Source organism: Bacillus sp. TSO22, from assembly GCF_020223595.1.
Lineage (GTDB): Bacteria > Bacillota > Bacilli > Bacillales > Bacillaceae > Bacillus > Bacillus inaquosorum.
The window spans coordinates 700,613-714,496 of the sequence record NZ_JAHAWO010000009.1 but is presented as its reverse complement, the minus strand read 5'-3'; the positions used below and the strand labels follow the sequence as shown (position 1 = coordinate 714,496).

General features: G+C 46.0%; 12 protein-coding genes and 1 pseudogene. 11 read left to right on the top strand and 2 right to left on the bottom strand.

Annotation, left to right across the window (positions count from 1 at the left end):
* The first annotated feature begins 17 nt into the window (after positions 1–17).
* The 9 genes and pseudogenes from KHQ79_RS12185 to KHQ79_RS12145 all read left to right on the top strand — a co-directional run bounded on the left by KHQ79_RS12185 (position 18) and on the right by KHQ79_RS12145 (position 10,890).
* Complete coding sequence (locus KHQ79_RS12185) at positions 18–1,397, top strand: MFS transporter (RefSeq protein ID WP_225515320.1); 1,380 nt, start codon at positions 18–20, stop codon at positions 1,395–1,397.
* 103 nt (positions 1,398–1,500) lie between these two features.
* A pseudogene (gene allD / locus KHQ79_RS12180) lies at positions 1,501–2,513 on the top strand (ureidoglycolate dehydrogenase).
* Between the two features lie 5 nt (positions 2,514–2,518).
* Positions 2,519–3,538, top strand: coding sequence for a zinc-binding alcohol dehydrogenase family protein (locus tag KHQ79_RS12175; protein WP_225515318.1), 1,020 nt, complete (start codon positions 2,519–2,521; stop codon positions 3,536–3,538).
* A gap of 24 nt (positions 3,539–3,562) precedes the next feature.
* Positions 3,563–4,642, top strand: a complete 1,080-nt coding sequence (uxuA, locus tag KHQ79_RS12170; RefSeq protein ID WP_225515317.1) for a mannonate dehydratase — start codon at positions 3,563–3,565, stop codon at positions 4,640–4,642.
* Complete coding sequence (locus KHQ79_RS12165) at positions 4,639–5,475, top strand: SDR family oxidoreductase (RefSeq protein ID WP_225515315.1); 837 nt, start codon at positions 4,639–4,641, stop codon at positions 5,473–5,475. The genes uxuA and KHQ79_RS12165 overlap by 4 nt, the downstream gene beginning before the upstream one ends.
* 47 nt (positions 5,476–5,522) lie before the next feature.
* Positions 5,523–6,791 carry an MFS transporter gene (locus KHQ79_RS12160; protein ID WP_225515313.1) on the top strand — a complete coding sequence of 423 codons (1,269 nt, stop codon included), beginning with the start codon at positions 5,523–5,525 and terminating at the stop codon, positions 6,789–6,791.
* Between the two features lie 87 nt (positions 6,792–6,878).
* Entirely contained in the window at positions 6,879–7,880 is a 1,002-nt protein-coding gene (locus tag KHQ79_RS12155) for a LacI family DNA-binding transcriptional regulator (protein WP_225515311.1), read from the top strand.
* Between the two features lie 77 nt (positions 7,881–7,957).
* On the top strand, positions 7,958–9,400 hold the full coding sequence (locus KHQ79_RS12150; RefSeq protein WP_225515309.1) for a tagaturonate reductase: 1,443 nt from the start codon (positions 7,958–7,960) through the stop codon (positions 9,398–9,400).
* A complete protein-coding gene (locus KHQ79_RS12145) occupies positions 9,397–10,890 on the top strand; it encodes a UxaA family hydrolase (RefSeq protein ID WP_225515307.1) in 1,494 nt (497 codons plus the stop codon). The genes KHQ79_RS12150 and KHQ79_RS12145 overlap by 4 nt, the downstream gene beginning before the upstream one ends.
* Before the next feature lie 37 nt (positions 10,891–10,927).
* Here the strand turns inward: KHQ79_RS12145 and KHQ79_RS12140 are convergent, their stop codons facing one another.
* The gene (locus tag KHQ79_RS12140; RefSeq protein ID WP_225515305.1) at positions 10,928–11,692 is read right to left on the bottom strand and encodes a sulfite exporter TauE/SafE family protein; all 765 of its coding nucleotides are present in this window, start codon (positions 11,690–11,692) and stop codon (positions 10,928–10,930) included.
* Positions 11,693–11,916: 224 nt separating this feature from the next.
* Positions 11,917–12,381: a DinB family protein gene (locus KHQ79_RS12135; RefSeq protein ID WP_003239146.1), complete on the bottom strand. Its 465-nt coding sequence runs from the start codon at positions 12,379–12,381 to the stop codon at positions 11,917–11,919.
* A gap of 215 nt (positions 12,382–12,596) precedes the next feature.
* Here KHQ79_RS12135 and rapA point away from each other — a divergent pair, with 215 nt between their 5' ends.
* The gene (gene rapA / locus KHQ79_RS12130; protein ID WP_080010777.1) at positions 12,597–13,733 is read left to right on the top strand and encodes a response regulator aspartate phosphatase RapA; all 1,137 of its coding nucleotides are present in this window, start codon (positions 12,597–12,599) and stop codon (positions 13,731–13,733) included.
* Entirely contained in the window at positions 13,723–13,857 is a 135-nt protein-coding gene (phrA, locus tag KHQ79_RS12125; protein WP_003239143.1) for a phosphatase RapA inhibitor PhrA, read from the top strand. Before rapA ends, phrA begins: the two co-directional genes overlap by 11 nt.
* The last annotated feature ends 27 nt before the right edge of the window (positions 13,858–13,884 follow it).

Below are 13,884 nucleotides of genomic sequence, written 5' to 3'. Positions count from 1 at the left end.
AGACACAGAGGTGGAAGATGCGAACTGAACTGGCAAATAAGGTTGTGTCGATCGAAACGGAGAAAAGGCTTTCATTGAAAGAGAAAATTTCCTATGGTTTTGGTGATTTTGGCAACGGTTTTATGTTTGATCTCGGCCAGATTTATTTATTGAAGTATTTTACTGATGTAGCGGGAATCCCGGCTGCGATGGCCGGCGGCATTTTTTTAGTCAGCAAGCTGTTTGCGGCGATAACAGATCCGATTGTCGGCTCATCAATTGATTATCGCAAAAATATCGGCAAACGGGGGAAATTCAGGCCTTATCTATTAATCGGCAGCATCGTGCTTGCGGTGCTTACTGTTCTTATTTTTCTGTCTCCTAATGTATCAACGACCGGAAAACTGATTTATGCATATGCATCCTACATGATTTGGGGCATCGGCTATTCATTTGTGAATATTCCGTACGGCTCATTAGGGGCAGCGATGACTCAAAATTCTGAGGATCGTACCTCCATTTCGACTTTCCGCCAAATCGGATCACTTGGAGCCTTGTTTATCACAAGTGTGGCTGTGATGCCGCTGCTCGTCAAGTTTGATAATCCGAAGGTCGGCTACCCGGTGGTCATGGGCTTGTTCGCCGCACTCGGTGTGATTTGGTTCTATATTTGCTACCGCAACTGCAAAGAGCGCATTGTCATATCAGAAGCGCCAAAAGAAAAATTAACACTCTCTTCTGTCGTCAAAACATTTATCACGAATAAACCGCTGTTAACCCTTGTCCTGATGACGATTTTTTCAATTTCCGCATACAACATTAAATCCGCCATGCTAGTCTATTTCGCACAATATAATCTGGGCAATGTTGAATTAATGGCTTATATGAACTTTATTATTATCGGTTCTTCCTTTTTGGGCGTCGTATTCCTGCCAAAGCTCGTCAAGATGTTTGGAAAGAAACGAACGGCAATGATCGGCTTCGGCATCAGTGTAGCCGCCGATCTGATCAACTTTATGCTGCCATCAAACGTTTATGTGTTTACGATTCTTGCCAGCATCGCCTTTATCGGAATCAGTATCCCAAATGGCATCACGTGGGCGCTTGTTTCCGATATTATTGACTATGGCGAATGGAAATCCGGTGAACGGAAAGAAGCAACGACATATTCACTTTTTAATTTCTCCAGAAAGCTTGCTCAGTCATTGTCTGGTTTTCTCTCGGGCATCGGTTTGGGGCTTATCGGCTATGTGCCGAATGCAGTCCAGACAGCAAAGGCGCTGATCGGCATCAAAGCGCTTCTGCTTCTGTATCCGGCCATTGCTTTGGCATTAGCGATGATCATTATCGGCTTTCTTTATAAGCTCACAGACCAGCAGCATGCACAGATCGTTCAGGATCTTCATCAAAAGGGCTGACAGCATAATATAAAGAATATTTAAAATAATTTGTAAATAGTATGTATTTGTAAGGGTTTTCACTAGGGGGTGCCCAAGAACTGAAAAGGAAGGAGGCACTTGATTGAAAACGGTAACGATACCGGCTGAGAAGCAAAGGAACTCGTCCGGCAAAAGCTGACCGGTGCTGGTTTGAATGAACGAGACGCTGAAAAAGTAGCAGATGTCCTCGTGCACGCTGATTTACGCAGCGTACATTCGCATGGCGTGCTGCGAACAGAGCACTATGTGAACAGGCTAAGGGCGGGAGGGATCAATCCCGAAGCACATCCTGTTTTTAAAGAGACGGGTCCCGTGACCGGGGTGCTCGATGGTGATGACGGTTTCGGCCACGTGATTTGTGATATGGCAATGGACCGTGCAATTGACATGGCGAAGAAAAACGGTGTCGGCATGGTCACGGCCGTAAACAGCAGCCATTGCGGAGCGCTAAGCTATTTTGTGCAAAAAGCGGCTGACGAAAAGCTGATCGGAATAACAATGACACATACGGACAGTATCGTTGTTCCGTTTGGCGGGAGAACTCCCTTTTTAGGGACAAATCCAATTGCTTACGGCGTTCCGGCTAAGCATAAAAAACCGTTTATTCTGGATATGGCGACCTCCAAAGTGGCTTTTGGGAAGATTCTGCAGGCACGTGAAGAGGGCAAAGACATTCCTGAAGGATGGGGAGTCGATGAAAACGGAGAAGCAGTAACTGATCCTGACAAGGTCGTTTCACTTTCAACATTCGGCGGCCCGAAAGGCTATGGACTCTCAATTGTCGTTGATGTGTTTTCCGGATTGCTGGCGGGCGCGGCTTTTGGGCCTCATATAGCAAAAATGTACAGCGGCCTTGATCAAAAAAGAAAGCTGGGGCATTACGTTTGCGCAATCAATCCGTCCTTTTTTACCGACCGGGATACGTTTTTAGAGCAGATGGATGCCATGCTCGATGAACTGCAGCAGTCACCGCCGGCCGTTGGAGTCGAGAGAGTGTATGTGCCCGGCGAGATTGAGCAGCTGCATGAAGAAAGAAATAAGATACACGGAATATCAATCGCTCGGAGCGTGTATGAATTCTTAAAAAGCAGGTGAGAAAAATGAAAGCGGTTCAAGTGCGAAAAGCGAATGATCTGGTGACAGCGGAGATGAAGAAGCCGGTTCTTTCAAAGGATGATGAAGTGCTCGTAAAAGTCAAGCGAGTCGGGATTTGCGGTTCAGACATGCACATTTATCATGGCACGAATCCGCTCGCCACCCTCCCGAGAGTCATCGGACACGAGGTAACGGGACAAGTCGAGGAAGTTGGTGCGAATGTGCAGAGCCTAAAAGCCGGTGACCACGTTGTGATTGAGCCGATTTCTTATTGCGGAACATGTTACGCCTGCCGCAAAGGGCGTCCGAATGTTTGCGCCAAGCTTTCTGTGTTTGGCGTACATGAGGACGGCGGCATGCGGGAATATATTGTGCTTCCGGAAAGGCAGCTTCACGCGGTCTCAAAGGACTTGCCTTGGGAGGAGGCAGTCATGGCCGAGCCTTACACGATAGGCGCACAGGCAGTGTGGAGAGGCCAGGTGGAAAAAGGAGATACCGTTCTGATCCAGGGAGCGGGGCCCATCGGGATCTGTGTGTTAAAAATGGCAAAGCTGGCGGGCGCTGCCGTCATGATGACTGACTTGAACAACGAGCGGCTGGCATTTGCGAAAGAAAACGGTGCCGACGCTGTCGTGAATGCCCAAGCAGAAAATGTTGCCGAGCGGGTCCGGGAATGGACTGGGAATGAAGGAGCCAATGTGGTCATTGATGCTGTTTGCCTGCCGGCGACTTTTGAGCTTTCAGTTGAGGCCGTTTCTCCGGCGGGACATGTGGTTGTGCTTGGATTTGACGAAAGAGCGGCACAGATTTCTCAGCTGCCGATTACAAAAAAAGAAGTCACGATAACCGGATCGAGATTGCAGACCAATCAGTTTCCAAAAGTGGTAGAGCTTTTGAATAAAGGACGGTTAGCGCATAACGGGCTGGTGACCCATACATTTTCAATAGATGACGTCCATCACGCATTTCAGTTTATCAAGGAGCATCCAGATCAAGTACGGAAAGCTGTCATCACGTTTGATTAATCGACTGAATCCGGAGGTGTAAACATGAATATAACATTCCGATGGTATGGCCGAGGCAACGATACAGTCACACTTGGACACGTGAAGCAAATTCCCGGAGTCAAAGGCATCGTCTGGGCTCTCCATCAAAAACCTGTCGGCGACGTGTGGGAAAAAGAAGAAATCAGAGCTGAGACCGAATATATTCAATCCTATGGTTTTCATGCTGAAGTGGTAGAAAGCGTGAATGTTCATGAAGCGATTAAACTCGGAAACGAAGAACGCGGCCGGTATATTGAAAACTACAAACAAACAATCCGCAACCTTGCTGAATACGGCGTGAAAGTCATCTGCTACAATTTTATGCCGGTTTTTGACTGGACACGCACGGATATGTTCCGTCCTCTGGAAGATGGGTCAACCGCTCTGTTTTTTGAAAAGGCCAAGGTGGAAAGCCTTGAGCCCCAAGAGCTGATTCGGACGGTGGAGCAAGCATCTGACATGACACTGCCGGGATGGGAGCCCGAAAAATTAGCTCGGATCAAAGAGCTGTTTGCAGCCTATAGAACGGTTGATGAAGAACAGCTATGGGACAATCTATCATTCTTTTTGCAGGAAATTCTTCCGGTTGCAGAAAGTCACGGTGTTCAAATGGCCATTCATCCGGATGACCCGCCATGGCCGATCTTCGGACTGCCGCGCATTATCACAGGGGAGGCAAGCTATAAGAGGTTAAAGGCGATATCGGATTCACCGTCTAATTGCATCACCCTTTGTACAGGTTCAATGGGAGCCAATCCCGCTAACGACATGGTGGAGATTGCTAAAACGTATGCCGGCATTGCTCCATTTTCACATATTCGCAATGTGAAAATTTATGAGAATGGCGATTTTATTGAAACATCTCATCTGACGAAAGACGGTTCGATCAACATTCAAGGCGTGATGGAAGAACTGCATAAGCAGGATTACAAAGGATATGTCAGACCGGATCACGGGCGCCATCTTTGGGGCGAGAAATGCCGACCGGGTTATGGCTTATACGATCGGGCCCTTGGCATCATGTACTTGAACGGACTGTGGGACGCATATGAAGCAATGGCAAAAAAAGAGGTGGAAGTATGATCCCTCTGCATGAGAACTTGGCTGGTAAAACGGCTGTTATCACTGGCGGCAGCGGGGTGCTTTGCTCTGCAATGGCACAGGAGCTTGCCCGTCATGGCATGAAGGTGGCGATATTGAATCGGACGGCTGAAAAAGGCCAAGCGGTCGTGAAGGAGATTAAGGAGGCTGGGGGCACAGCATGCTCTGTTTCTGCGGATGTGCTGGACAGGGGGGCACTGGTGCAGGCAAAGGACGACATCCTCGACCGGTTCGGTTCTGTCGATCTGTTAATTAACGGAGCTGGCGGCAATCATCCTGACGCGATAACCGATGTGGAGACATATGAAGAAGCGGGAGAAGGCCAATCCTTTTTTGATATGGATGAGGGAGGCTTTTCAACTGTATTCTCCACCAACTTCACCGGTGCGTTTCTGGCCTCTCAAGTATTTGGAAAAGAGCTGCTGAAGGCCGATTCTCCGGCGATTATCAATCTTTCTTCCATGAGTGCTTATTCACCCATGACGAAGGTTCCGGCATACAGTGCCGCCAAAGCATCGATCAATAATTTTACGATGTGGATGGCCGTTCATTTTGCCGAAACCGGACTGCGGGTGAATGCGATTGCCCCAGGCTTTTTTCTGACAAAACAAAATCATGATCTGCTGATTAACCAAGACGGAACCTTAACCGGCCGTTCTCACAAAATTATTGCGGGAACACCGATGAAGCGCTTTGGAAAACCGGAGGACTTGCTCGGCACGCTTCTTTGGCTGGCGGATGAATCCTATTCCGGTTTTGTCACCGGGATCACCGTTCCTGTCGATGGAGGATTTATGGCTTATTCAGGCGTGTAACGAAAGCAGCGCAACAGAAACTGAACCAACATAGGGGTGAGGTTGAGATGTTCTCAAAAGATAAGCTTCCCGTTATCCTTTTTTTGTTCCTGGCAGGGGTGATTAATTACCTGGATCGCTCGGCGCTTTCCATTGCAGCTCCTTTTATTCAGGATGATCTCACATTGTCTGCCACGCAAATGGGCTTGATTTTCAGCAGTTTTTCGATTGGTTATGCCATTTTTAACTTTCTTGGGGGCGTGGCATCTGACCGCTACGGGGCAAAGCTGACCTTGTTTGTCGCCATGGTCGTTTGGTCGCTGTTCAGCGGAGCAGTCGCCCTTGCCTTTGGTTTTGTCAGCCTGCTGATTATACGCATCCTCTTCGGAATGGGAGAAGGCCCGCTTTCGGCGACCATCAACAAGATGGTGAATAACTGGTTCCCGCCGGCTCAGCGGGCGTCCGTTATCGGTGTGACCAACAGCGGAACGCCGCTCGGGGGAGCCATTTCCGGCCCGATTGTCGGCATGATCGCTGTCGCGTTCAGCTGGAAGGTGTCCTTCGTTCTCATTATGATCATTGGATTAATATGGGCAGTGCTCTGGTTTAAGTTTGTCAAAGAAAAGCCGCCAGCGGCGATGGGGGATGCACCGGCAATCAAAGCAGAAACGTCTCCAGGGGAAAAAATTCCGCTCACCTTTTACCTGAAGCAAAAAACCGTCCTGTTCACGGCGTTTGCTTTTTTCGCTTACAACTACATTCTCTTCTTCTTTTTGACGTGGTTTCCGAGCTACCTTGTCGAAGAGCGGGGATTAAGTGTTGAATCGATGAGCGTCATTACGGTCATTCCATGGATTTTAGGCTTTATAGGCTTGGCAGCTGGAGGATTTGTTTCTGACTATGTGTACAAAAAAACAGCTCGAAAAGGTGTGCTGTTCTCGCGCAAGGTAGTGCTTGTCACGTGTTTGTTTTCATCGGCGGTCCTGATTGGTTTTGCAGGGCTTGTGGCTACTACTGCAGGCGCTGTCACACTTGTCGCTTTGTCAGTGTTCTTTCTCTATTTGACAGGCGCTATCTATTGGGCTGTCATTCAAGATGTGGTTGATCAAAACAATGTCGGTTCTGTAGGCGGCTTCATGCATTTCCTCGCCAACACGGCAGGAATTATCGGCCCGGCTTTAACCGGTTTTATTGTTGACCGGACGGGCACGTTTTCTGGAGCATTTTTGCTTGCCGGAGGGTTAGCTGTCTTCGCTTCACTTGCTGTTATTCGTTTTGTTCGTCCGATCATCAGCAAACCAGCAGGAACAGAAGCGGAGGATTCTGTGTCTTATTAATCTGGAAATATAGTGGGAGAGGCGGTATGTTTGATGATACAATATACAGTAAATAATCGCAGCCGGTATGATAAGGAAGGGAAATAGATGGTAACCATAAAAGATATCGCAAAACTTGCAAACGTATCCCACACAACCGTTTCCAGAGCACTCAACAACAGCCCTTACATCAAAGAACATACGAAGAAAAAAATACTGGAGCTCGCAGCACAGCTCAACTATACACCGAATGTAAATGCGAAAAGCCTGGCGATGCAAAAGTCACATACGATCGGGCTTTTCTTTACAAGCATCACAAACGGAACCTCACACAGCTTTTTTGCTGACACGATCAAAGGCGTAAATCAAGCTATAAGCGAGGATTACAATCTCTATGTGCGCGGCATCGATGATCTGAAAAACTATGACTCTGTTACGCCGATGAGATATGACGGCATCATTTTAATGAGCCAAAGTGACATTGATAATTCTTTTATTTATCATATTCGTGAAAAAAACATCCCGCTCGTCGTGCTGAATCGCGATATTGATGACCGGAGCATCACGAATATTTTGTCCAATGACAAGGAAGGCTCTCAGGAAGCCGTAGAATACTTCATTAAGAACGGACATAAAGACATCGCCATCATCGAGGGGATCGAAGGCTTTAAATCCTCGCAGCAGCGAAAGGAAGGCTACGTAGCCGCATTGATTCATCATCATATTCCGATCAAACATGATTACTGTGTCAAAGGGCAATACGATATGGAAAGCGGCTTTCAAGCGATGGAGCGGCTGCTGGCGCTGCCGAACCCTCCAACCGCTGTCTTTTGCTCGAATGATGACATGGCAATCGGAGCGATGAATGCGATATTCGCAAAGGGCCTGCGCGTCCCTGATGATATTTCAGTGATCGGATTTGATGATATTGGGTTTTCGCAATATATCACGCCAAGGCTTTCAACAGTGAAGCGCCCAGTGGAGAAAATCAGCGTGCTCGGCGCGCAAAAACTATTGTCGCTGATCAGCGAGCCGGAAACAAAAGCGGAAAAAATCTTGGAAAATACAGTGTTTATGGTGCGTGATTCAGTTAGACAATTGACGCCGTGATGCCCCGTTTTTCAGCGGGCATTCTTTATACAGAAAAATGTTAACGTGTGCATAAATAAAAGAGGGAGGCAATGAAGGTGCAGAAGCTGAATAAAAACCTATACGATCACTATACTGAGTATCCGGAAAAAATACTCCAATTCGGAGAAGGAAACTTTCTTCGAGGGTTTGTCGATTGGCAGATTGATCAACTGAATCAACACACTGATTTTAATGGGAGCGTCGCAGTTGTACAGCCAAGAGGGTCAGAAAAAATCAAAAGGTTAAATCAGCAAGATGGTTTATACACGCTTTTTTTACAGGGAATGAAAGACGGAGAAGCGGTAAACGAGCATATGATTATCAACTCAATTAGCCGGGGAATTGATCTGTTTTCTGATTATGAAGCTTATAAAGAATTGGCTTCAAGTGAAGAGCTGAGGTTTATCATTTCCAACACCACTGAGGCCGGTATCGTATGTGATGAAAAAGATCGTTTAGAGGATAGGCCGCAAAGAACATTCCCTGGGAAATTAACTGCCTTTCTCTACTATCGCTATCAGGCTTTCAAAGGAGATCAGACAAAAGGGTGTGTCTTGATCCCATGTGAATTGATTGAGAATAACGGCGAAAAGCTGAAGGAAACGATTCTGCAGTATGCGGATCTATGGAAGCTGGAAGAAGGGTTCACACAGTGGATTCATGAGGCCAACACGTTTTGTAATAGTTTAGTAGACCGCATTGTCCCGGGATTTCCTGTAGACAGCATTGATGAGATTACTGCTGATCTGGGCTATCAAGATGAACTGATTGTTGTAGGAGAGCAATATTATTTATGGGTTATCGAGGGACCGGATTGGATTGGAGAGGAACTGCCCTTTACGGCTGCAGGGCTCCATACAAAGATCGTCAGCGACCTGACGCCTTACCGGACTAAAAAAGTAAGAATTTTAAATGGCGCTCATACAGCAATGACATCAGTGGCTTTATTATACGGCTTAAAAACTGTGCGGGATGCCGTCGAGCATCCGAAAGTGGGGCGGTTGATCAGAGAGATGATTCATGACGAAATTCTTCCTGTTTTAAAAATGGAAGGGCTTTCTCAATATGCTGACGATGTGCTGAACCGTTTCAAAAACCCGTATATTAAGCATTACCTGGAAAGCATTGCATTGAACTCTATTTCCAAATTCAAAACGAGAAACCTGCCGACTATTCAGGAATATGCCGAACAGAAGGGACAGCTTCCTGAACGCTTAGTGTTTTCGTTCAGCGCTCTGCTGTATTTTTATCACGGAAACGAGAAATTGCAGGATGATCCGGCTGTTCTTCAATTTTTCAAAGAGGTGTGGAATCAGGAGAGTGGAGACATGTTTCGTATCGCCTCAAGAGTGTTAAGCGAACAGCGGCTATGGGGGACAGATCTCAACGAGATACCAAAGCTGACTGATAGAGTCGCTGATTATTTGGATCATATTCATGAGCTGGGCATGCAGCTGGCTCTTGAACAATGCTGTACTCAAGGGGGAGAAGTACGATGAAGTCATTTATAAAGATTCATATACAAGATAATGTCCTTCTTGCGCTGCGGGATATCCAGAAGGGAGAGCGGCTGAATGCGGACGGCGTGTCTATTGAAGTGAAGGATGATATAAAAAGAGGCCACAAGATTGCGCTGCAGCCTATCAAAGAAAACGATAGCATCATCAAATACGGGTTTCCAATCGGGCATGCGTCACAAGATATATCGATCGGAGAACATATTCATGTCCATAATACGAAAACAAATCTGTCTGATATCCAAGCATACAGCTATACTCCGAGATTTGATGAGAATCCGTATTCAAATGAGAACCGGACGTTTAAAGGATTTAGAAGAGAGAACGGAAATGCCGGTGTACGAAATGAGTTGTGGATTGTGCCAACTGTCGGCTGCGTCAATGGAATAGCTGAAAAAATGCTCCAGCGTTTTGTCAGAGAAACGGGGGATATCGCTCCATTTGATAACGTGCTCGTGTTAAAACACCAATACGGATGCTCGCAGCTTGGCGACGATCACGAAAATACGAAGCAAATCCTGCTGAATGCCATTCGCCATCCAAATGCCGGCGGCGTCTTGGTGTTAGGGCTTGGCTGTGAAAACAACGAGCTGGCAGGAATGAAGGAAGCACTGCAAGATGTGAACCTGAATCGGGTGAAGTTTCTCGAATCCCAGTCGGTGACCGACGAAATGGAGGCGGGCGTTGCTTTGCTGAAGGAGATTCATGAAGCGGCCAAAGGGGATAGGCGAGAAGACATTCCGCTGTCCGAACTGAAGATCGGGCTGAAATGCGGAGGTTCAGACGGTTTTTCCGGCATAACGGCAAACCCGCTGCTTGGCCGTTTTTCAGATTATATCATTGCACAGGGAGGGAGCACGGTGCTGACGGAAGTCCCGGAAATGTTCGGTGCGGAAACCATCCTGATGCAGCGGGCTGCCGATGAAGAAGTGTTTCATAAGATTGTCCATTTAATCAATGATTTCAAACAATATTTTATCAAACATGATCAGCCGGTGTACGAAAATCCTTCGCCGGGCAACAAAGCAGGCGGCATTTCAACACTTGAGGATAAATCGCTGGGCTGCACGCAAAAAGCAGGGATTTCTCCTGTCGCGGATGTCTTGAAATACGGCGAAGTGCTCAAGACAAACGGGCTGACGCTTTTGAGCGCGCCGGGCAACGACTTGATCGCTTCCTCCGCATTGGCGGCTGCCGGCTGCCAAATTGTCCTGTTTACAACGGGGAGAGGCACACCGTTCGGCACCTTCGTCCCGACAGTGAAGGTAGCCACAAACACCCAGCTGTACGAGGCGAAGCCGCATTGGATTGATTTTAACGCAGGTCTTTTAGCAGAGGATGATGTTCATGAGGAATATGTGCTACGAGAGTTTATCCACTATATGATTGAGGTGGCAAGCGGTCAACTTGTGAATCATGAAAAAAATGATTTCAGAGAACTCGCCATTTTTAAATCAGGTGTGACGTTATAATGAAGAAGGCTATCCTCCGAGGGGATAGCCTTCTTCATTAAATCAATTTTAAGCCGCTGATCAAAATGATGGACGCCATAATAAATTGCAGCGGGCGCGGGGAGAATCGAGGCGAGAGATGGCTCCCGATCAGCACGCCGGGAATCGAACCGATCAGCAGATTAGCTGCCAGCATGTAATCCACGCTTCCGAAGCTTGCGTTCAAAATGCCGGCTACCGTAACGAGAAGAAAAGCATGAGCGATATCTGTTCCGACAATCTGTGACGCTTTCATGTTAAATAAGTAAATCATGGCGATTGCAAATAGTGAGCCGGAACCGATTGATGTTAATCCGACAATAAATCCAAACACAACACCAATGAGAATCGTCAGCGCCCGCTTGTTTTCAAGCGGCATCAGCTGCCAGCGGTTTGGGCGAAGTTTTCGATCCAAAAACAAACGAACGATGATTGAAATGGCAACTAGCGTTAACACATAGCCAAGAGCGTGCTTTATAATTTCTTCCTGATGCTGATGAAAGGCGGGGAACAAATGCAGTATGCCAATGGCTAGCGAAGCACTCGGAATACTGCCGATGGCTAAGTATTTTACCAATTTAAAGTTAATCGTTTTCTGCCGCCAATGGGAGGCAACGCCAAACAGCTTTGTGATCGAGTTATATACAAGATCCGTCCCGACCGCGATGGAAGGATTAATTCCAAGCACAATTAAAAGAGGAGTTAATAAGGCGGCTCCGCCCACTCCCGTCAATCCGACTAAGGCTCCGACAAACAAACCCATCAATATGATGCTTACACTCATGATAAAGGCCTCCTGAAAACCCGACTATTTTTATCAGATTATATATGATTAGGTCATGTTAATCAATTAAATTTTTTGAATTTTTGTACGTTAGCTGCTTGAAATATTGGTTTGCTCAATATCTTTATTCATTTGCCCTATAATGAGTGTCTGGACGAGATACGGAAGTGAGCCGGAGGCACAAAAAAAGATACCCTAAATAGGTATCTTTTTTCTCGTTTCCTTTACATGCGCTGCTGATAGAAAGGAAGCTCCGTATGGCCCAGTTCCCGCACATAAACAAACAAGTTGCCTTTATGGTGAATTTCATGCTCCATTGCAAGCTGAAGCAGTGCGCTGCCTGTGATTTTTCTGCCAAAAGTTGCTGTCAGATCAATTTCTCTGTCCAGCTGCTCTTCTGTCAGCTGTTCAAGGATTGCGACCGTTTTTTCTGTATATGTTTTTGCCAGAACATTGAGATCTGTTTCTGTTTCTTCCTGCTTGTTTTGAAATGGTGAGGCATTGCCTTCTTTAATGACATTTGCAAATAAGTGGAAAGACGTAAGGATGTGTTTGACCAGCTCTTCCGCTGACATTGACGTTTCAGCCGGTTTGTAGCCGTAATGGTCTTTGCTGATTTTTTCAGCAAGCTCATTGGTCACGTTTCGATGGGATAAAAAATGGCTGACAATTTGATTGGATTGACTCAATATGATCTCCTCCATATATAAAAATAAATGGTGCAATGAAATCCTATATCAATGGTTATCAATTCACAAGTAATATGCTGTGTGATGCAGTTCTGAAATTTTCATTTTGTTGCGGTTAGCCGAAATTCGACAATTGCGGTCTTTTTGCGTTCTTCTTTTTCTTGTAAATATGATAAAATATGACATATCTCGGGTAACTCAAAAGGGGGGATTAATTGAGGATGAAGCAAACGATTCCGTCCTCTTATGTCGGGCTTAAAATTAATGAATGGTATACCCATATCCGGCAGTTCCACGTCGGTGAGGCCGAACGGGTCAAGCTCGAAGTAGAAAGAGAAATCGAGGATATGGAAGAAGACCAAGACTTGCTGCTGTATTATTCTTTAATGGAGTTCAGGCATCGTGTCATGCTGGATTACATTAAGCCTTTTGGAGAGGACACTTCGCAGCTAGAGTTTTCAGAATTATTAGAAGACATCGAGGGGAATCAGTACAAGCTGACAGGGCTTCTCGATTATTACTTTAATTTTTTTCGAGGAATGTATGAATTTAAGCAAAAAATGTTTGTCAGCGCCATGATGTATTATAAACGGGCAGAAAAGAATCTTGCCCTCGTCTCGGATGATATTGAGAAGGCCGAGTTTGCTTTTAAAATGGCCGAGATTTTTTACAATTTAAAACAAACCTATGTTTCGATGAGCTACGCCGTTCAGGCATTAGAAACGTACCAAATGTATGAAACGTACACCGTCCGCAGAATCCAATGTGAATTCGTTATTGCAGGAAATTATGATGATATGCAGTATCCAGAAAGAGCATTGCCCCACTTAGAACTGGCTTTAGATCTTGCAAAGAAAGAAGGCAATCCCCGCCTGATCAGTTCTGCCCTGTACAATCTCGGAAACTGTTATGAGAAAATGGGTGAGCTGCAAAAGGCAGCCGAATACTTTGAGAAATCCGTTTCTATTTGCAAGTCGGAAAAGTTCGATAATCTTCCGCATTCTATCTACTCTTTAACACAGGTTCTGTATAAACAAAAAAATGATGCCGAAGCGCAAAAAAAGTATCGTGAAGGATTGGAAATCGCCCGTCAATACAGTGATGAATTATTTGTGGAGCTTTTTCAATTTTTACATGCGTTATACGGAAAAAACATTGACACAGAATCAGTCTCACACACCTTTCAATTTCTAGAAGAACATATGCTGTATCCTTATATTGAAGAGCTGGCGCATGATGCTGCCCAATTCTATATAGAAAACGGACAGCCCGAAAAAGCACTTTCATTTTATGAGAAAATGGTGCACGCACAAAAACAAATCCAGAGAGGAGATTGTTTATATGAAATCTAAATGGATGTCAGGTTTGTTGCTCGTTGCGGTCGGGTTTAGCTTTACTCAGGTGATGGTCCATTCAGGAGAAACAGCAGACACAGAGGGCAAAACATTTCATATTGCGGCCCGCAATCAAACATAAAGAGAAAAAAAGACCCTCCGGGGTCTT